The sequence below is a fragment of the Ruegeria sp. BG10 genome (assembly GCF_056538575.1).
In genome coordinates this window covers 1,674,221-1,693,907 of record NZ_JBQFTI010000001.1, presented here as the reverse complement: position 1 = coordinate 1,693,907, position 19,687 = coordinate 1,674,221, and the positions used below count along the sequence as shown (strand labels likewise).

22 protein-coding genes are annotated in these 19,687 nt (G+C 58.2%); 11 read left to right on the top strand and 11 right to left on the bottom strand.

The window, feature by feature from the left end; translation table 11 throughout:
- The first annotated feature begins 121 nt into the window (after nt 1-121).
- A complete protein-coding gene (locus ACR0D8_RS08440) occupies nt 122-1,246 on the top strand; it encodes a porin (RefSeq protein ID WP_475161792.1) in 1,125 nt (374 codons plus the stop codon).
- Between the two features lie 188 nt (nt 1,247-1,434).
- The gene (gene tig / locus ACR0D8_RS08435) at nt 1,435-2,766 is read left to right on the top strand and encodes a trigger factor (protein WP_480645720.1); all 1,332 of its coding nucleotides are present in this window, start codon (nt 1,435-1,437) and stop codon (nt 2,764-2,766) included.
- 97 nt (nt 2,767-2,863) lie between these two features.
- Here tig and ACR0D8_RS08430 read toward each other — a convergent pair whose 3' ends face one another.
- The 6 genes from ACR0D8_RS08430 to rpsF all read right to left on the bottom strand — a co-directional run bounded on the left by ACR0D8_RS08430 (nt 2,864) and on the right by rpsF (nt 6,641).
- A complete protein-coding gene (locus ACR0D8_RS08430) occupies nt 2,864-3,718 on the bottom strand; it encodes an acyl-homoserine-lactone synthase (protein ID WP_480645719.1) in 855 nt (284 codons plus the stop codon).
- Nucleotides 3,719-3,825: 107 nt separating this feature from the next.
- Entirely contained in the window at nt 3,826-4,527 is a 702-nt protein-coding gene (locus ACR0D8_RS08425; protein ID WP_480645718.1) for an autoinducer binding domain-containing protein, read from the bottom strand.
- Nucleotides 4,528-4,765: 238 nt separating this feature from the next.
- Complete coding sequence (locus ACR0D8_RS08420; protein ID WP_480645717.1) at nt 4,766-5,245, bottom strand: transglycosylase SLT domain-containing protein; 480 nt, start codon at nt 5,243-5,245, stop codon at nt 4,766-4,768.
- Nucleotides 5,246-5,399: 154 nt separating this feature from the next.
- A complete protein-coding gene (rplI, locus tag ACR0D8_RS08415; protein ID WP_480645716.1) occupies nt 5,400-6,020 on the bottom strand; it encodes a 50S ribosomal protein L9 in 621 nt (206 codons plus the stop codon).
- A gap of 12 nt (nt 6,021-6,032) precedes the next feature.
- The gene (gene rpsR / locus ACR0D8_RS08410) at nt 6,033-6,260 is read right to left on the bottom strand and encodes a 30S ribosomal protein S18 (protein WP_005608650.1); all 228 of its coding nucleotides are present in this window, start codon (nt 6,258-6,260) and stop codon (nt 6,033-6,035) included.
- A gap of 27 nt (nt 6,261-6,287) precedes the next feature.
- Nucleotides 6,288-6,641: a 30S ribosomal protein S6 gene (gene rpsF, locus ACR0D8_RS08405; RefSeq protein WP_170399869.1), complete on the bottom strand. Its 354-nt coding sequence runs from the start codon at nt 6,639-6,641 to the stop codon at nt 6,288-6,290.
- Nucleotides 6,642-6,917: 276 nt separating this feature from the next.
- Here rpsF and ACR0D8_RS08400 point away from each other — a divergent pair, with 276 nt between their 5' ends.
- Nucleotides 6,918-7,436, top strand: coding sequence for a hypothetical protein (locus ACR0D8_RS08400; protein WP_480645715.1), 519 nt, complete (start codon nt 6,918-6,920; stop codon nt 7,434-7,436).
- Between the two features lie 126 nt (nt 7,437-7,562).
- Nucleotides 7,563-8,135, top strand: coding sequence for a YceI family protein (locus ACR0D8_RS08395; protein WP_480645714.1), 573 nt, complete (start codon nt 7,563-7,565; stop codon nt 8,133-8,135).
- A 53-nt stretch (nt 8,136-8,188) separates the two neighbouring features.
- On the opposite strand, the gene ACR0D8_RS08390 is transcribed toward ACR0D8_RS08395, so the two are convergent.
- A complete protein-coding gene (locus ACR0D8_RS08390; protein WP_480645713.1) occupies nt 8,189-9,415 on the bottom strand; it encodes a cytochrome b/b6 domain-containing protein in 1,227 nt (408 codons plus the stop codon).
- Between the two features lie 170 nt (nt 9,416-9,585).
- On the opposite strand from ACR0D8_RS08390, the gene fabD reads away from it, so the two are divergent.
- From fabD to mltG, 7 genes are all read left to right on the top strand, one after another.
- Entirely contained in the window at nt 9,586-10,524 is a 939-nt protein-coding gene (fabD, locus tag ACR0D8_RS08385; protein ID WP_480645712.1) for an ACP S-malonyltransferase, read from the top strand.
- 42 nt (nt 10,525-10,566) lie between these two features.
- Nucleotides 10,567-11,304, top strand: coding sequence for a 3-oxoacyl-[acyl-carrier-protein] reductase (gene fabG / locus ACR0D8_RS08380; protein ID WP_480645711.1), 738 nt, complete (start codon nt 10,567-10,569; stop codon nt 11,302-11,304).
- 209 nt (nt 11,305-11,513) lie between these two features.
- On the top strand, nt 11,514-11,747 hold the full coding sequence (locus tag ACR0D8_RS08375) for an acyl carrier protein (protein WP_008756330.1): 234 nt from the start codon (nt 11,514-11,516) through the stop codon (nt 11,745-11,747).
- A gap of 142 nt (nt 11,748-11,889) precedes the next feature.
- On the top strand, nt 11,890-12,429 hold the full coding sequence (locus ACR0D8_RS08370; protein ID WP_480645710.1) for a GNAT family N-acetyltransferase: 540 nt from the start codon (nt 11,890-11,892) through the stop codon (nt 12,427-12,429).
- Nucleotides 12,430-12,550: 121 nt separating this feature from the next.
- A complete protein-coding gene (locus tag ACR0D8_RS08365; RefSeq protein WP_475161763.1) occupies nt 12,551-13,294 on the top strand; it encodes a 1-(5-phosphoribosyl)-5-[(5-phosphoribosylamino)methylideneamino]imidazole-4-carboxamide isomerase in 744 nt (247 codons plus the stop codon).
- Nucleotides 13,295-13,505: 211 nt separating this feature from the next.
- On the top strand, nt 13,506-14,771 hold the full coding sequence (fabF, locus tag ACR0D8_RS08360; RefSeq protein ID WP_480645709.1) for a beta-ketoacyl-ACP synthase II: 1,266 nt from the start codon (nt 13,506-13,508) through the stop codon (nt 14,769-14,771).
- A complete protein-coding gene (gene mltG, locus ACR0D8_RS08355) occupies nt 14,772-15,932 on the top strand; it encodes an endolytic transglycosylase MltG (RefSeq protein ID WP_480645708.1) in 1,161 nt (386 codons plus the stop codon).
- A gap of 45 nt (nt 15,933-15,977) precedes the next feature.
- Here the strand turns inward: mltG and ACR0D8_RS08350 are convergent, their stop codons facing one another.
- From ACR0D8_RS08350 to ACR0D8_RS08335, 4 genes are all read right to left on the bottom strand, one after another.
- Nucleotides 15,978-17,240 carry a DEAD/DEAH box helicase gene (locus ACR0D8_RS08350; protein WP_480645707.1) on the bottom strand — a complete coding sequence of 421 codons (1,263 nt, stop codon included), beginning with the start codon at nt 17,238-17,240 and terminating at the stop codon, nt 15,978-15,980.
- Between the two features lie 352 nt (nt 17,241-17,592).
- Complete coding sequence (locus tag ACR0D8_RS08345; protein WP_475161751.1) at nt 17,593-17,910, bottom strand: hypothetical protein; 318 nt, start codon at nt 17,908-17,910, stop codon at nt 17,593-17,595.
- Nucleotides 17,911-18,258: a hypothetical protein gene (locus ACR0D8_RS08340; RefSeq protein ID WP_480645706.1), complete on the bottom strand. Its 348-nt coding sequence runs from the start codon at nt 18,256-18,258 to the stop codon at nt 17,911-17,913. It lies immediately after the preceding gene.
- Entirely contained in the window at nt 18,255-19,463 is a 1,209-nt protein-coding gene (locus ACR0D8_RS08335) for a YfgM family protein (protein WP_480645705.1), read from the bottom strand. The genes ACR0D8_RS08340 and ACR0D8_RS08335 overlap by 4 nt, the downstream gene beginning before the upstream one ends.
- Between the last annotated feature and the right edge of the window lie 224 nt (nt 19,464-19,687).

Here is a 19,687-nt window from a genome sequence, read left to right as displayed (position 1 = left end):
ATTTTCGTGACCTGATTGCTTGGATTTTGTCCCTGAAACGATTGGCGATTGCCACGGAAATCTCAGTGCCCGGTGCGCAAAAGGGCAGTATCAGAAACCGGAATTTTTCATGGTGAGTGAAATGACCCAGAAACTAAAACTTTGTTCGTTGGCCGCGGCTTTCGCCGCGACGACAGCAATCCCTGCTGTGGCCGAACTGAAATACGAAAACAACAGCGGCGGCTACGTGTTGCTTTATGGCCAGTTGCACCCGGCGCTGATCTCGGTCGATGACGGGCAGGATACGGATACACGGGTGCTGGACAACGATCTGTCGAACAGCCGGGTGGGGCTGCGTCTGTTGCAGCCCTTTGGCACCAACGAGTTCACCTTCCGTTTTGAAACGGCGCTGGGCCTGCCGAATTCGACCGAATGGAACCAGCTGGGCACGGATTTCAGCGGGTGGACGCGTACGGATATCCGCCATGTCGACTTTGCGCTGAAGGGGGACTATGGCAAATTCTCGGCCGGACAGGGAAGCATGGTGTCCGATGGTGCGGCTGAAACCGACCTGTCCTATGTGGGAACCGCGCTGTATTCATTTACCAATGACGAAAACTCGAGCTTCTTTTACCGGGGGACCGATGGTGTTCTGAGCACCATCACCGTCGGAGACAGCAGCAGCAACTTTGATGGCTCCCGCCGGGGGCGCATCCGTTATGATACACCGGATTTCAACGGGTTCTCGGCCGGGCTGGCCTATGGCAAGAACATCCTGTCCAGCAGCGATGACGATACCTATTACGACATTGGCGTGTTCTACAAAAACACCTTTGCCGGTGGTGTGGAATTTGCTGCAAGTGTCGCTTACGCCGTGCGCGACTTCGACGGTCAGTCGGGGGAAAGAAAGGATACTATCGGGTCCGCATCCGTTCTGTTGCCCAGCGGGTTCAGCTTTACCACAGCGCTGGGGTCGCGCGACGACACCGCAACTGGGGCGACCGACCCCGACTACTGGTACGCGAAGGTCGCCTATGAGGATGACTGGGTTTCGTGGGGCAAAACCGGCGTGGGCATCGACTATTTCGATGGATCGGATTTCGAAAACGACGGTTCCAGCACCAAGTCCTGGGGCATCGCGGTCGTCCAGCGGATCGACAGCATCAACACCGATGCCTACCTGAAATATCGCAACCATGATTTCGACGATACGGTTGATTTCGACGAAAACGAGGCCTGGGTACTGGGCGCGCGCTGGAAATTCTGATCCGGCGCGGTCGCAAGGCAAACGGCGTCCCGGCCTTGTCCGGGGCGCTTTTTTTGTCCAATTCGGCGGCAAAACAAGACCGATCCCGGCTTTGCCCCCTTGCACGCGGACGGCAGGGCAAATAGAAGGCGTCAAATTTGCCTGGCGCGCCCTTTTTGCGCGCCCCGAATCCTATGGGGACTACCATAATGCAGGTTACCGAGACGCTGAACGAAGGTCTGAAACGCGGCTATAACATCGTCGTATCCGCAGCTGAGCTGGACGACAAAGTGAACGAGAAACTGGTCGAAGCGCAGCCAGAAATCGAGATGAAGGGTTTCCGCAAAGGCAAGGTGCCGATGGCGCTGCTGAAAAAGCAGTTTGGCCAGCGCCTGCTGGGTGAAGCAATGCAGGAAAGCATCGATGGCGCGATGAACCAGCACTTTGAGGACAGTGGCGACCGTCCGGCTCTGCAGCCCGAGGTCAAGATGACCAACGACGACTGGAAAGAAGGCGACGACGTCCATGTCGAGATGTCCTACGAAGCACTGCCTGCGATCCCCGAAGTTGACCTGAAATCGGTCGAACTGGAAAAGCTGGTTGTCAAGGCGGACGACGCGGCCATCGAAGAAGCGCTGAACAACCTGGCCGAGACTGCGCAGGACTTCAAAGCGCGCCGCAAAGGTTCCAAAGCCAAGGACGGCGATCAGGTTGTGATCGACTTCGTCGGTAAGGTTGACGGTGAGGAATTCGAAGGCGGTTCGGCCGAAGATTATCCGCTGGTTCTGGGTTCCAACAGCTTCATTCCCGGCTTCGAAGAACAGCTGGTCGGCGCGAAAGCCGAAGAAGAAAAAGACGTCAACGTCACCTTCCCGGAAGAATACGGTGCCGAGCATCTGGCCGGTAAGGACGCCGTTTTCACCTGCACCGTGAAAGAGGTGAAGGAACCTGTTGCCGCCGAAGTCAACGACGAGCTTGCCACGAAATTCGGCGCAGAAGACCTGGCCGGGCTGAAGACCCAGATCGCCGAGCGTCTGGAGGCCGAGTACAGCGGCGCCTCGCGCGCTGTGATGAAGCGGGCTTTGCTGGACGCGCTGGACAAGAAGGTCTCGTTTGACCTGCCGCCGTCGCTGGTCGAAGCAGAAGCCAAGCAAATCGCGCATTCGCTGTGGCATGAGGAGAACCCCGAGGTTGAAGGTCATGACCACGGTGAGGTCGAACCCACTGACGAGCACAACAAGCTGGCCGAGCGCCGCGTGCGTCTGGGCCTGCTGCTGGCAGAGCTGGGTCAGAAGGCCGAGGTCGAAGTCTCCGATGCCGAGATGACTCAGGCGATCATGAACCAGGCGCGCCAGTACCCGGGTCAGGAACGTCAGTTCTTTGAGTTCGTGCAGCAGAACGCTCAGATGCAGCAGCAGCTGCGTGCGCCGATCTTCGAAGACAAGGTCATCGACTACATCGTCGAACTGGCTCAGGTCGCGGACAAGGAAGTCAGCAAGGACGACCTGCAGAAAGCCGTTGAGGCACTGGAAGAGGAGTAATCCTCTTCCGCCCACATCACCCGGTGGGCAAAAAAAACGGAGCCGTCTTTAAGAAGACGGCTCCGCGTGGGTGGCTTTGTACTATGAGGTGAGGGGGTCAGGCCTCATGAGCAAAAGCACGGGGGGTACCTAGCAGAGCGTTCTTCTGCTCTGGAGTGAAGGCGTCGGAAAGCGCCTCGATCAATTTCAGCACGTCACTGCGTTCGTCTTCGTTGCGTGCGGCGCTCATCTGCTCGACAAAGTACTTTTCGAGATCGGTGAGCGGTTTGTGGTCACGGTTCGCCACGCCCTGTTTCGCAGCTTTCTTAGCCGCAAACATCTCCAGGACTTTTTCTTCTTCGATGAACACATCGTCATGGATGCCCGCGAATTCGCGCAGACCGGCGATACGTTCTTCGGTACAGTCGAGCAAAGCGGCCAGTGCCGGGACTTTACCCATCGGAACCGTTTTTCCGACATAGTCGTATGGGGCACAGTTCGACCGTTTCAGAACGCGATCCATGACCGGGTCAATCACGGTGATGATGTCCTGGATGCCCGAGTTGCGGGCATATTCCAGCGATCCGATCATCAGTTCGCACGTGGCATAGGATACCGAGTTTTTCTCTTTCCCGCGGGTCAGACGTTGCGTGTCGACACAGAACCGCGTGGATTCCCACATGGTTGCGCTGCGCAGGGGCGCTTCGCCGCAAAGAATTGCAGAGAAGACGTCAGCCAGCATATGTGGTCCGGTGGTCTGAAGGGCACGCACGGCTGCGACGACATTCCCCCCGTCGTCGAGGCCGATCACATATGCCGGATCCAGATGGTCGAAATCGTCAATCTCTTTGCCATCTTCGATATTGACGTCCCATCCTAGGCGACCGCCAAACACGCGCGCTCTCAACTCGAACATTTCATCAAGAACTTCGCTGAACAGATGCCTGTTCAGTCCATCAACTACGATGATCATTTCTTCCCCCTTCGAGTGGTTGTTCGGTAAACTAGACGTTACCGCCTCGAGGTGGATTTACTATTGGGGGATTCCCGTATTTTGGCAGAATTATGCGATTTTTTTGATTAACCTGGGGTAATTAGGCCAATCGCGATCGCCCGTCCGACGGCCTGAGGCGTTGTCAGGGCAGCCAGTTTTTCGCGACTCGATCGCAGGTGAACCTCGACCGTGCGATGCGAGATCGACAGGATGTCGCCGATATCCTGCTGTGATTTCCCCGCTGCGACCCATTGCAGGATCTCGGCTTCGCGGGTGGACAGGGTGGGGTGGTACAGCGCGCTGGTCTGAACATCCGCCGTCACCACATTGTCATGAATGTGGACCGCCATCGCTTGCAGATCGCTGATTACATTCGGGATCAGCTTGCGCCACTCGTCCTTGCTGCAGTCCCGGGTCGCACTGAGTAGGCCGATATCCCCGTACGGCCCACGTACCGGGATCGTAATACCTTGATCGGAAAGGCCAAAATCACGGGCATCCCGGAACACCTGCTGAAATTCCTTGTTGTGTTCCAACCGACTCCAATCCACCGGCGCAATACTGCGTCGCGCCGTGTTGATAGTGGGGTCGATCATGATCAGGCCCTGGCTCTGGTAATGCTCTTTCCAGTCGTCACCATAGGTTACATGCCCGGTGACCGTTCCTGCGGCCGGGTTCATTCCCGCGTAAGCGGCATGATCCATTTCATGCTGTTCGCAGACCTGCTTCAAAAACTCGGTATACCGAGCTTCTGACTCTGGTAGGGTGCTCAGATCTACAATCTTCATATGGCGCCTACTGGCTGCGGCCCATCTTGCGACTTGATGGTGTGGTCAAGCCGGCTTTTTTAGTCAGAGTGGAACCCAGTTTACCTTTTGCCCAACAGAACATCATAGTTTTTCAAACATGACAAGACGATGCACATAATGTCTGCGCAATTCAAAACGGGGTGCGAAAAACTACGGCATTTTTGCCACTGTTTAGTCAGAACGCCTATTAAGTATGCTCAACTAGGGGATGTTCCCGTCATTGCGCCGGAACAAGTCCGGTTTCGACCAGCATACCGCGCGCCTTGGCTTCGGGATAGTACCCTTTTGCGTATAAAAAGATGGCACGCTGCTGGTCTCCGTCAGACAATAACCAGGCGCCGCGCAGGTATTTTCCGGCAAATTCCAGGTTGGTGTCCGCATCCAGCAGACCATTCGCATCACCGCTGTAACCCATCGACCGGGCGGTAGCGGGCAGGATTTGCAACAGCCCGTAATAGGGGCGGTTGACTGCCCAGGGGCGGTGCGTGCTTTCACGGATGGCGAGCTTGTGCACAAGCTCGCGGGGCAGTTCGTAGTGGTCCGCCCATTTGTTTATCGATGCGCGCAATTCAGGCGTTTCGTTGGGATAAAGGGGGGGATCAATGGCGGTTTTGGTTGGTGTGTCCGGTCCGCCGCATGCGGCAAAGGGGGCAATAAGCAACATGGCCAAAACGCTGCGGCGCAAGAGATTTGTCATCTGTGAACTCCGAATTTCTGGGCGCGATGATATGCGACGATAATCTGGCCGCAAGCTCAGGAAGGGATCCCGGCTGAATTCTGCCCGCTACGCGTGAGCACAAAAAAAGGCCGCGCGAACCGCACGGCCTTCTTCGATACTTGCTTCAGCCGGTTCAGGCTTTGGCTTCGTCTTCTTCAGCCGGGGCTTCTTCAACAACCAGCTCTTCGTCTTCGGAAGCGGCGGAACCGATATCGTCGAACAGTTCGGCGATTTCGAATTCAGCGGCTTCTTCTTCTTCCGCGGCCAGTTCCTGGATCGTCTTGCCAGACGCCTGCAGTTCGGCTTCTTCTTCCGAACGGGCGACATTCATCTTGATCTCGACTTCGACCTCGGGGTGCAGTCTGACTGCCAGCGCGTGCAGACCCAGTTCCTTGATCGGTGCGATCAGGGCGATCTGTTTCTTGTCGACGGTGAAGCCTGCTTCGGTGGCTGCGTCTGCGGCGTCACGCGGGGTGACCGAGCCGTACAGAGCGCCGGCGTCCGATGCCGAGCGAATCACGATGAACTGCTGACCGTCCAGCTTTTCAGCCAGTGCTTCAGCTTCTTTCTTGGTTTCCAGGTTGCGGGCCTCAAGCTGCGCTTTCTGGGCTTCGAACGACGCGATGTTCGACTCGGACGCGCTCAGCGCCTTGCCTTGGGGCAGCAGATAGTTGCGGGCGTAGCCGGGCTTGACGTCAACGACGTCGCCCATTTGACCCAGTTTCGCAACGCGTTCCAGAAGGATAACTTGCATGTCAGTCTCTCCTTACTTCACGGCGTAGGGCAGCAGGGCGAGGAAGCGCGCGCGTTTGATAGCACGGGCCAGTTCACGCTGCTTTTTCGCCGAAACGGCGGTGATACGCGAAGGTACGATCTTGCCACGCTCAGAGATGTAGCGTTGCAGCAGACGGGTGTCTTTGTAGTCGATTTTCGGCGCGTTCTCACCCGAGAACGGGCAGACCTTGCGGCGGCGGAAAAATGGTTTTGCGGCCATGGTTTATGTCCTTTCGTCAGGCGTTGATCAGCGGCGCTCGCGGCGGCCTTCGCGCTCGTCGCGCTTCTGCATCTGGACCGAGGGGCCCTCGGCATGCTCGTCGACCTTGATGGTCAGAACGCGCATGACGTCTTCATGCAGGCGCATCAGGCGTTCCATTTCCTGAACGGCGCCGGCGGGGGCGTCGGTCTTCAGAAAGGAATAGTGGCCCTTGCGGTTCTTGTTGATCTTGTAGGCCATCGTCTTGACACCCCAGTACTCGCTTTCGACGACGTTGCCGCCGTTGTCAGCCAGAACGGTGCCGAAATGTTCGACGAGGCTTTCTGCCTGCGCGTTGGACAGGTCCTGACGCGCGATCATTACATGCTCATACAGTGGCATGTGAACTCCTGTTTCTATCAAGGCGCATTTCATAGGCGGGGCCATTTGGTCCTTCGCGACCCTGCCACGAGAGGCTGCGCGATTCATGTGTCTTGCGAAGGATGGCCCCGTATACACGTTTGCGCGCCAAGGGCAAGGGCCGCCACACATGCCATTGTGAAGTCGTGCTATTTCCATTGCGCCGCCCAATTCCTGACGCTTTTCGGCTCAAAGTTGTTTTGCATACCGGGGACTAACCGAACCCAGAACGGCAACCTGAACGACAGGGTGAGAGTAATGAGCGCGATTAACACGAATACATTCGAACAGTCCGCAAACAGCGCGAACTATGAGAAATCCGTACCAGTTCTGATCGCGTTTGCGCCGAACTGGAAAGTGCGGATGGTTCTGGCCCGGGTTGTCGGCGCCTTTCTGGTCATCATGGCGTTTTCGATGTGGCTGGTGCCGGGGTCGGCAATGGCCGCCGAGGTTTGGCCAATCAAGCTGGCCGCGTCCCTGATGTTTCTGATGGTCGGCGTCAGCCTGCTGACCATCCAGCTTCTGGATGCCCGTCCCGACGCCTATTTCGATCCGATCCGTCGCGAGGTTCGGGTTCTGCAAAAGAACGAAAACGGGCGTCCTCAAACGGTTCTCCGCCGCAGCTACGACACCCTGGGCGGTGCGCGTTTCGCCGATGATCAGGTCGAACTGTTCGACGTCGATGGCAGCCTGCTGATGAAGCTGCCGCTGCAGTCGGCGGATGTCAGCCGAGCGCTCAAAGGGCAGCTCAGCGGAAGTGTAACAATCTTCGCGTGATTTTTATTCTGTTCATATAGGAACAGAAGTTGTGAGAGAATAAAGCTTGTGTGCCGCCCTTGGGCGGCACATTTTTGTTACCGAGCAACCCAATTGGTTTGCATCCACAAAATTGCGGAGTTTGTCATGAAATTCACCCTTCTTGCTGCTGCTTTGGCCGTATCTGCGACATCGGCATTTGCCAGTGCAGAAAAATACCTTCTGGACCCCAGCCACAGCCAGGTCGTGTTCAGCTATAACCACCTGGGTTTTTCCACCACCCACGGCATGTTCTCGGGCTTTGAAGGCGAGATCATGTTTGATCAGGAAGACCCGGCTGCATCCAGCGTAAACGTTTCGATGCCGGTTGTTGAGATGATCACCGGGTGGAAGCCGCGCGAAGACCATTTCATGACCGAAGACTTTTTCGGCGTGACCGAGGGCGACCTGATCACCTTTACCTCGACCGGCATCGAAGTGACCGGTGAAAACACAGCCAACATCACCGGCGACCTGACCATGAACGGCGTTACAAAATCCGTTGTTCTGGACGCCAAGCTGAACCAGGTTGGCGATCACCCGATGGCGAACAAGCCGTGGGCCGGTTTTGACGCGACAACCACCCTGGTCCGCAGCGATTTCGATCTAGGCCAGTTCGCGCCGTTCGTCGGCGATGAGGTCGAGGTTCAGATTTCGGTTGAGGCTCAGAAAGCTGACTAAGCTAGTGTTACTGGGCTGAAGTTAGGCCGCCGGGGATATCCCCGGCGGCTTTATCATTCCCCGCGCTGCGCGGTCAGGCTTGCCGAGACGGTCACGCCAAATCCCAGCGACTCTTCGGTGGGTTGCGACGTTCCGACGTCGAAATCCAGACGGTTCAGTTCCAACTCGCCAGACATGGTGGCAGTGTTGTCCTGCAGGTCGAGCGTGAAAGGCAGCACGACATCCAGCGATTTGTCCCGGATGGTCAGGGGACCGCGCGCTTCGTAGCCGGTGTCTGTTTTGTAAAGGTCGGCTTTGAACTGCGCGGTCGGGAACTGCGTGCCGTCGAAAAAATCCTTTCCCAGAGCCTGATCGGTGACGGTTCCCAGGCTCAAGGAGGTGATCGCGATGGTCACATCCACCGATCCGGCAAGGCCCGGCTCGGACGGGTCCTCAAAGGCGATGGCGGCGGTCCAGTCGGCGAAGCTGCCGGTCACGGGGTTGCCCAGCTGTGTTATGGTGATCGAGAGCGAACCGTCCTGCACCTGCCAATCCGACTGTACTTCGGTCAGCTCCGCCGTTTCCGTGCGGGCTGCGGAATGATCGGCAAAGACGCCAATGAACCAGCCCCCGGCCAGAACCGCGCCCCACACGGCCAGCGCCGCGACCGCCGGAACGGGTGAATGGTGCTGTGCCGGTGGTTCAGGGGCGTCCAACCGGCCGGGCAACATCCGGCGCAGCGTGCTGTCCCTGTCCACAACGTGGTGCTTCAGCGCGCCAGCGATATGCAGCGCCAGAGACCCGACCAGAACCCAGATGAACATCCAGTGCAGCCCAGCGGTTACCTCGGCCAGGTACGGGGATTTCGGAACAAAAGGCAGGTTTTGACCAAACGGCCACAAGATCGGGGCAAAGCCTTCTGCCGCGGCGTGGTGGGTCCAGCCGGTCAGCGGCACCAGCACAAGCGCGCCATAAAGCATCCAGTGAACAGTTTCGGCAGCGAATGCTTCGGGTTTGTTTTCGGCGTTGAGCAGTCCCGGTTTGGCCTGCGTGATTGCCCAGAGGATGCGTGCCAGCGCGACGAAAAAGATCGTGACGCCCACGGTCTTGTGCATGGAAAACAGGCGCGCGGCCCGCGCGATGTCATCTTCGGTCGTCGGAACGGATGGATCATAGATCGAATGGGCCAGATCGTTGGCAATCCAGCCCAGCGGCAACGCCGTGAAGATCAACAGGGCCGTCAGCCAGTGAAAAGCCTTGGCCACGCTGCCGTAGCTGGAGAATGTGTTGGTCGTGGACATTGAACGCTCCGGGACGGGATGGTTGGGATCAACCTATAGGCATGGATACAGGACTCAATAGCCTGATGCGCACAGCCACGGTGCCTGCGTGCAGAGATCAGGCAATGCTTGTGCCGCGTGTCCACACGGTTTACACCCCGCCGCAACCTAACGTCACTCAAGAGGTCGCAATGACACGCGCATTTGTTTTTCCGGGGCAGGGTGCCCAAACCATCGGAATGGGCAAAGCCCTGGCCGAGGCTAACCCGGCCGCTCAGGCCGTCTTCGACGAGGTCGACGAGGCGCTGGGTCAAAAGCTGAGCGCCCTGATCTGGGAAGGTGATATTGCGGACCTCACGCTGACGCAGAACGCACAACCGGCACTGATGGCGACCTCGATGGCTGCGATGCGCGCGCTGGAGGCTGAGGGTGTTTCAGTGACGGACGCAGCATTTGTCGCCGGGCATTCCTTGGGTGAATATTCCGCACTGGCGGCGGCCGGGGCGTTGTCGGTTGCGGACACCGCGCGCCTGCTGCGGACACGCGGGCAGGCGATGCAGAGCGCGGTTCCGGTTGGCGAAGGCGCGATGGCCGCCATCCTGGGGCTGGACCTTGATGCGGTGCGGGCGGTTGCAGACGAGGCCGCCCAGGGCGAGGTGTGTCAGGCCGCCAATGACAATGACCCGACGCAGGTTGTCGTTTCGGGCGCGAAGGCCGCTGTTGAGCGGGCCGCCGAAATTGCCAAGGAAAAAGGTGCGAAGCGCGCGGTGATGCTGCCGGTCAGCGCGCCATTCCATTGTGCGCTGATGCAGCCTGCCGCTGACGCGATGGCCGAAGCGCTGGCTTCGGTGGAAATCAAGGCACCTGCGGTTCCGTTGGTGGCCAATGTGCGCGCCGAGGCTGTCGAGGACCCTGACCTGATCCGCCAATTGCTGGTCGAGCAGGTCACCGGTTCGGTTCGCTGGCGGGAAAGCGTGCAGTACATGGCCGCCCAGGGCGTGACAGAGACATGGGAGATCGGCGCCGGGAAAGCTCTGACTGGTATGATCCGAAAAATCGACCGTGCGATTGCCGGCAAAGCCGTTGGCACGCCGGATGACGTGCAGAATGCAATTCAGTCCGAATCGTAGAAGAAACGTGCGTTTGAAGTGACGTACCAAGAGGGAAGCCGAATGTTTGATTTGACAGGTAAGAATGCGTTGATCACCGGAGCATCGGGTGGGATCGGCGGCGAGATCGCCCGTGTGCTGCACGGGGCCGGAGCAACTGTCGCGCTGTCGGGGACGCGGGTCGAGCCGTTGCAGGCGCTTGCGGACGAATTGGGCGAGCGTGCCCATGTGCTGCCATGCAACCTGAGCGACGCCGAGGCTGTTGCGGCGCTTCCGAAACAGGCGGCTGATGCGATGGGATCCGTCGATATCCTGGTCAACAATGCGGGCATCACGCGCGACAACCTGTTCATGCGCATGTCGGACGATGAGTGGCAGAGCGTGATCGACGTCAACATGACCTCGACCGCCAGACTGTGCAAAGGCGTGCTGCGCGGCATGATGAAGGTGCGCTGGGGCCGGATCGTCAACGTCTCGTCCGTCGTCGGGGCCATCGGCAATCCAGGTCAGGCGAACTATGCGGCATCGAAAGCGGGCATGGTTGGCATGACAAAGTCGCTGGCCTACGAAGTCGCAAGCCGCGGGATCACGGCCAACGCGGTTGCGCCCGGATTTATCACGACCGCCATGACGGAAAAGCTGACCGATGACCAGAAAACCGGTCTTTTGGCGCAGGTTCCGGCCGGGCGAATGGGGACTCCGTCGGAAATTGCGGCCGCAGTTTTGTTTCTCGCCAGCCCCGAAGCAGCATATGTTACCGGAACCACCTTGCATGTGAACGGCGGGATGGCCATGTTGTGAGCGCGGATCAAGGCGGGCGCGAAAGCGTTTGCCTTGGGCGTTGTCTGTGCTATAGGCGGCGCATGAATGCAGGGGTCGGCCAAACGGTCGGCCTTCTACTTTCCCGGTAATCGGGGACCCAAACCGCCCAGACCGGGCATATCGAAGCCAGCCTGAGCGGGCAAGGGCAGAACCGGGCACTACGCCCTGAAATGAAATGAGGAATAGACATGAGCGACGTCGCAGATCGCGTTAAAAAGATCGTTGTTGAGCACCTGGGTGTCGAAGAAGACAAAGTGGCGGAAAACGCTTCCTTCATCGACGATCTGGGCGCAGACAGCCTGGACACCGTTGAGCTGGTTATGGCTTTCGAAGAAGAGTTCGGCATCGAGATCCCTGATGACGCAGCCGAAACCATCCAGACCTTTGGCGACGCCGTCAAATTTATCTCGGAAGCCTCCTAAGAGCTTCGAAATCGTTTAAAAGCGGCGCTTCCGGGCAACGGAGGCGCCGTTTTTTTGTGACCGGTCGGATTTCGCGCTTGCCAGGCGGAGAATTCGTTCGCAACCTTCCCCGCGAGGCCTAAAAATTCCGAGCGGGCAGGGCATGATACGATCCACCCCGATGATAAACACGGCACGCTTGACGCTCTGCGCGATGCGGCCCGAGGATTTCAACCGGTTCGCCGAGATCTGGCGCAACCCCTGTATCGTGCGCCATATCGGTGGCAAGCCGCGTTCGCGGGGTGAAGCCTGGGATTCCTTTCTGCGCAATGCGGGTCACTGGCAAATGGCCGGGTTCGGGCAATGGGCGGTGGTCCAACAGTCGAATCGGCAGATGATCGGCCAGGCCGGTTTTTTCTATGGCAACCGCGCTATTGGCGAGGACTTCGACAGCTTCCCCGAAGCGGGCTGGGTGCTTGTGCCCGAAGCGCAGGGGCAGGGGCTGGGTCTGGAAGCGGCGCAGGCAGCGCATGAGTGGTTCGACCGAATAATGCCCGGCCCGTTGGTTGCAATGGTGAACTCTGCCAATTCGGCCTCGCAAAAGCTGGCGGAAAAGCTGGGCTACGTCACGATGCGCGAAAGCGAGTACAACGACGCCCCGGTCCAGCTGATGCGCCGCAACGGTCCGCCGGCCCGCGCCTAGAAATCAACTCTGCTGCAATGCCGCAAATTGTCCGTAGTTTGCCGAAACTGGTAAATCCGAAACCGACTCGGTGTGTATGTTAGGGTGGATCAACAAGGCGATTGAGCGGAGGAACAGGCTCATGAGGATTTACCCCACTATGGAACTGCAAAACGGCCGGTGTGTGACGCTGGACAAGGGCCGTTTGGACGAGGCCATGATCTGGCATGTGAATCCCGTTGAAACGGCGCGTAGCTGGTCGGCGGCGAATGCTGAATGGATGCACCTGACCGACTTTGATGCAATCGAAGGGCGCGACACAAACGCGGAACTGGTTGAAGAGATCATTCGATCGGCCGAAATTCCCGTCCAGCTTGCCGGCGGTATGCGCACCCGTGAACATGTCGAATACTGGATCGACAAGGGCGCGGGCCGGATTGTTATCGGAACATTGGCAGCCTGGGATCCAAATCTGGTCAAGGAACTGGCCAAACTGTATCCGGATCAGATCGTGCTGGCGGTTGATGTCTGGCAGGGCCATGTCATGACCGAAGGCTGGCGCAGCCAGAGCGCCTTTACGCCCGAAGCCTTTATCGAAGCGTTCGAAGGGACCCCGTTTGCGGCGATTCTGGTGACTGATATCGACAGCGACATCGAGGATGTTGACGCTCAACTGGGTCTGATTTCCGGTCTGGCCGAAAAGTCACGCACCCCGGTTATCGCCAGCGGTGTGGTGCGTACGGCGGACGATATCTCTCGTCTGGCATATGTTCCGAATATCGCGGGCGCGCTGGTCGGGCGGGCCTTGTTCCGCAAGACGATTGACCTGTCAGACGCATTGGCGGTAGCTGCCGCAGCGCACGAGCCTGTCGCCGAGTTCCAGTAACACGTTACAAAGGCATAATTTTCCGCCTCTTCCCGTCGTGGGGAGGGGGCGGTTTTTTGAGATCGGCTGTGATCCAAAATTTCTGTCGCGGCTCGTGAAACGCGAATTGCCGCCGATGGATGCCGGTGCGGAATGCGCCCTTGCTCTTGCCCCCGGACCCCGGGCCGGGGTATGAGCGTTTCTCAAACAGGAAGCAGGCAAGAGGCATTTCATGCGCAGAGTCGTTGTAACCGGTCTGGGGTTGGTCACTCCGTTGGCCAGTGGGGTCGAGGAAACCTGGTCACGGCTGCTGGACGGAGAATCCGGTGCTGGCCCGATCACTCAGTTCGATGCTGAGGCAAGCGGGGTCACGACGACCTATGCCTGCGAAGTGCCGCGCGGTGACGGGTCTGACGGGACGTTCAATCCCGATGACTGGATGCCGCCGAAAGAGCAGCGCAAGATCGAAGACTTTATCCTGTATTCCATCGCCGCGGCCGACATGGCCTGTCAGGATGCTGGCTGGATGCCCGAAGACGAAGAGGCGCGCCTGCGTACTGGTGTTCTGATCGGCTCCGGTATCGGGGGGCTGGGTTCGATAGCAGATACCGCCAACCTGATCCGCGACAAGGGCCCGCGCCGTGTGTCGCCCTTCTTTATTCCCGGTGCGCTGATCAACCTGGCCTCTGGTCAGGTGTCAATCCGTCATGGGTTCAAGGGTCCGAACCATTCGGTTGTGACCGCCTGTTCAACCGGTGCGCACGCCATCGGCGATGCAAGCCGCATTATCCGGGCCGGTGACGCGGATGTCATGATTGCCGGAGGCGGCGAAGGCTGCATCTGCGAGATCGGTATAGCCGGTTTTAACGCATGCAAGGCGCTGTCGACCAAGTATGCCGACGATCCCAAGAAAGCCAGCCGTCCCTATGACGTGGATCGCGACGGCTTTGTCATGGGCGAGGGCGCAGGCATCGTTGTGCTGGAAGACTACGACCACGCCGTTGCACGCGGTGCGAAAATCTACGCCGAGGTTCTGGGCTACGGCATGTCGGGTGACGCCTATCACATCACCGCTCCGAGCGAGGATGGCGATGGTGCGGAGCGTTCGATGAAAGCCGCGCTGCGCAGCGCCGGGCTGGAGCCGAAGGATCTGGACTATATCAACGCGCATGGCACCTCGACCATGGCGGACACGATTGAGCTGGGCGCGGTGGAGCGTCTGCTGGGCGAACATGCCGGCTCCGCAACCATGACCTCGACCAAATCCGCCACTGGACACCTGTTGGGGGCCGCGGGCGCGATTGAGGCGATCTTCTCGATTCTGGCGATCCGGGACCAAATTGCACCGCCGACCATCAATCTGGACAACCCGGCAGTCGAAACGCCGATTGATCTGGCGCCTAACGCCAAGCGTGAGCGTGAGATCAATGTGGCGCTTTCGAACTCGTTCGGGTTCGGCGGCACCAATGCCAGCGTGATCTTCGGAAAGGTCAGTTAAATGTGGCGGGCCTTAGCATCGAACGCGCTGACCATCCTGGTGGTCGGCCTGTTTCTGATGGGCGGTCTGATCCTGTGGGGGCAGACGCAGTATAAGGCCCAAGGCCCGCTGGAATCCGCCATGTGCCTGCAGGTCAAAAGCGGTTCGAACATGACACGGGTCAGCCAGCAGCTTGAAGATGACGGTGCCATCAGCAGCGCGATGATCTTCCGGATGGCGGCGGATTACACGGACAAGGCGCAGCAGTTGAAGGCCGGCAGCTTTTTGGTGCGCGAAGGCGCGTCGATGGAGCAGATCATTGACGAGATTACCAGCAGCGGTGCCAGCACTTGCGGGTCTGAAATCGAATACCGCATTGGCGTCACCCGCGTTCAGACACGCGTGCGCGAACTGGACCCGGCCACACTGGACTTTGTTGAGATCGCCAGCTTTGAGGCCGCTGAAGAAGAGGTGCCCGCCGCCTATTCTGAAAAACGTCAGGATGCGGATACGCGCTATCGCGTCTCAGTGGCCGAGGGCGTGACATCGTGGCAGGTGGTTGAAGCGCTGAAAGGTATCGATGCGCTGACGGGTGACGTGACCGACCTTCCTGCCGAAGGGATGTTGGCACCCGACAGTTATGAGCTGACACCCGGCGATGATCGGAACGCTGTTCTGCAGGATATGCAGAGCAAGCAACAGTTGCGGATCAATGCTGTATGGGAAAGCCGGCAGGACAATCTGCCAATCAGCAGTCCCGAAGAGATGCTGATCCTGGCTTCGATCATCGAAAAGGAAACCGGGGTTCCGCATGAGCGCGGTCAGGTTGCCAGCGTCTTCGTCAACCGGTTGGAGCAGGGGATGAAGCTGCAGACGGACCCGACGGTGATTTACGGTGTCACAAAGGGTCAGGGCGTGCTGGGCCGCGGATTGCGCCGAAGTGAGCTGCGCCGGGCAACGCCCTGGAATACCTATGTGATTGATGGTTTGCCGCCTACGCCAATTGCCAATCCCGGGCTGGCAAGCCTTGAGGCCGCCGTTGCGCCCGACGAAACCAGCTTTGTGTTCTTCGTCGCGGACGGCACAGGCGGGCACGCATTTGCGGAGACCTTGCAGGAGCACAATCGCAACGTGGCCAAGTGGCGCGAGATTGAGGCCGAGCGACAAGGCTCTGGCAATTGATACAAAACGGGCCGCGTTGTGAGACGCGGCCCGATGTTTTTTGTCTTATGCAGCAGGACGACGGCGTGGCCGGCGGCGTTTGGACGAAGCAGGTCTTGCACCGTTATTCGCCGCTTGCGGTTTTGAACCGCGTCCCCGGAAACCGCCGCGACCACGTGATTTCTTGGGTTCCGCAGCTTCCGGCATCGTGCCGCTGGCGACCGGAATCTCGATCTTCATCAGCTTCTGAATCTGACGCAGCTGGTCCAGTTCGTCCGGCGCGCAGAAGGCGATAGCCTCGCCCTCGCGTCCTGCCCGTGCGGTACGGCCGATGCGGTGGACATAGTTATCGGGCACCTCGGGCAGGTCATAGTTGATCACGTACGCCACGCCCGGGATGTCGATACCGCGTGCCGCGACGTCAGTGGCAACCAGCACATCGACTTCACCGGCCCGGAACGCCTTGATCGCACGGTCCCGCTGCCCCTGGCTTTTGTTGCCGTGGATCGAGGCCGCGTTGTATCCGTCAGCCACGAGGTCTTTCATCAGTTTCTCGGCACCGTGTTTGGTGCGCGCAAAAACCAGCGTCAGGGCACCTGCGTCCGCGGACAGAATCTCGCGCAGTTTCTTCGGCTTTTCCGGCCTGCTGACAAAGTGCACGGATTGGGTGATCTTGTCGGCGGCTTTGCCTGGGGGCGAGACCTGAACCCTTTGCGGGTTGGTCAGGTAGGATTGGCTGAGCTCCTCCATCTGTTTCGGCATGGTGGCCGAGAACAGCATGGTCTGGCGCGGTGTACCCAATGCCGGCGCGATTTTGCGCAGGGCATGGATAAAGCCCATATCCAGCATCTGATCGGCCTCATCCAGAACCAGATGGCGTACCGAGCTGAGATCAACGGCTCCACGCTCCATCAAATCGATCAGGCGACCGGGCGTGGCGACCAGAATGTCTGTGCCGCGCGACAGGAACGAAATCTGCTTGCCGATGGATTGCCCGCCGACGACGGTCGCAACCCGCAACTTGGTCTTTTTCGTCAGGTTGCGCAGGCTTTCGGCGATCTGATTCACCAGCTCACGGGTCGGGGCCAGGATCAGGGCTTTGACCGTTTTTGGTGCGGGTTTGCCCGGTTGCGCCAGAAGGTGGTCGATCAGCGGCAGGCCGAATGCCAGGGTCTTACCGGTACCGGTTTGTGCCAGCCCAAGAATGTCGTGACCTTGCAGGGCCAGCGGAATCGCCTGGTTCTGGATCGGGGTGGGTTGCGTAAAGTTGGCGCGTTGGAGCGCATCATTCAGGGCCGGGGCCAGGCCCAGCATATCAAAGTCGAACACGTATTATTCCTTTTTCCGTGGCGACATGTCGGCCACGGACAAGAGTTACTGGCCACGCAATCGGCGCGACCGGCAGGGGTTTAGCGAAACCTCGGGACCCACAGGCGAGTCCTGCGGTATCTGGCTGTCGCTTCAAGAACCCTGCGTGAAGGGGAACTGGAGAGTGTAGTGGCGCTGTGGACCGGTTCTGCCGGCGTGTACTCACGCATCAGCGCTATGCGGCGGCAATGACGTTTTGCAAAGGGAATGTCAAGCGTTGCCGTACGCGTCGCCGGTCGCACCCTTCCTTACGGTACTGGATTTGATCGTCTGTCAGCCATGTGGTCCGCTTAGCGGCATCATTCAGGTGCGGTTACCTGCGCAGGCACTGGAATGAGATAATGCCCTCACCATCCCAAAAGACGTCCAACAGGTCGGCATCGCGGTGGCACTTGAGCTCGATGCGGTCTCGTCCGCAAAACCACATGACCGGCTCGCCTCTCGGGATTTCCAGAATGTCGCCCTCGTTGCGAAAGATCGTAACGCGATCATATTCGCCCCAGACCTCAACTTCGAAATCCAGACAACGAAAAGTCTGTTCCCCCAAAAAATCCTGAGCCGCCGCCGAAGTCGTGAACGCCAACAGTCCGCCACTCAGAGCAAAGATGAATTTCAGGACAGTGTTTCTCATCTAGTTTGTTTCCTCTGATGCGGTGTCAGGTTCCTGGGCGACACAATTCACGCGTATTCGGCCGGCGCTTCGCCAATCAACGGCGGCAGAGGCCCCGTCGCATTCAAACTCTTGCGCCCAGGCGACCTTGGCGCTGGTTGCGCTGGGGCGCAGGCATAGCAAGGTAAATTTGTTACGCGCAACTGGCTCGATTATGCCGACTGAGGGGAATAATTCCTGGTCTACCGTGCGTACCACCAGCAGTTCGTTGACCGGGTTGCACCGTTCTGCGGCAAAGTTCGCCAGCGCGGCGGCAGGTGAGGCGGTGATTAACACAAGTGATATGGCAAATCTGCTTTGGCCGTTCATGTACAAAGTTCCTCGAACGTAGTTTGGCTTTCGTCACCAAATTCGCGGACAACGCGGTTTCGGTCGCCAAAAACAGGTGCCCCGGTCGCATATTCGGCGGCGCGGCAGGCGTGTTTTCGTGCTTCTGCCATGTCGCCTTTTTCTTTCATGAGTTTCGCCAAACCGGACAGGGACTGAAACAATATCAGGCGATCATTGTTGTACTGGCCGACCCGCACGGCCTCGTCATAAGCGGTCTGAGCGGCTTCAAGATCGAAAACTTCGGGAAGTTCCCGCCGCACGCGTATGTTTCCGATGGTTTTTTGTATCCGCGACAAGCGGTCGAAATTCTGCGCGGCTTTGTAATACTCGGCGGCTTTTTCGTATCTTTCGATTGCCGAAGGGAATTTCAGATTATTTTGGTAGATGTTGCCGATAGCCTGATACACATCTCCTTTGAGGGATGCATCGACCCCATCCAGACTGCTGACAGCGCGGACTTCCAGCGTAATCAACGCGTCGGTAAACAGACCCTGGTCGCTTTCTGTGCTGGCCCTTTGCAGAAGTACGTTCAGGTAGTCAGCATTGCTGACTTTACGGGCTTTTTCTTCGGCGTCGTTGAACAGGCTTCGCGCCAGTTGCACCTCATTATTGAACGCCCTGTTTATCGCCAGTTGAACCGTGGCAAAGACGGCCAATGTCGTGTAGTTCTGTTTGTCGGCAAATTCCAGAATTGCCTTGTAAAAACCGGCGGTTTCATTGTCGAACGGATCAAGTGTATTCCCGAAATTGATGGCGATGATATCGGTCTGCTTTCGGATGAAGCCGTCCAATTGGTCCTGAACACGCTCGGTTTCTTGCTCGATTTCGGTGAACGTATTGTCGAGCTTGGAGAAATCGACCTTTAGTTCCTGAAAGTCCTCAAGCAAAGGCGTCAATTCCTGCTCAAGCTCTGTGACCCGTTTTTGGAAAGCAGCAAGATCGCCTTGTGCCGCGGTAACGTCTTCCGAAAGTTCCTTTAGGCTGGATTGCACTTCCTCGCGGGCCCGCTCGACGAAGTCGTACCCAAAAAAGGCAGCTACCGAGAGCAAAATCGCAAAGATCGTCCCGTAGCGATACTTGAGCGTCGTCTCGACACGCGATCTGACCTGATCGGACAAGCGCCGCTCAAGCAATTCGAAAGCATCGTCATCATGCAACGTAGGATGCGGCTCTTCGTCCGCCATGTCAGATAAGTCCTCAAATTCAAAAACAAGTTAATGACGTGTAGACTAGCCAATTGTTTACGTTTTTTCCACAAAACAAAATTCTACTGTTGACCGGTGCCGGCGAAATGGGCGCAACAATTTCTTGGCAACCATTCGACAAGGGGCTTTGCAACTGCGCGGGTCAAACCACGTTCAGAAGAGAACGTTGTGTTTTCCTGAGTGCCAAACGGTATTGGGGAAAC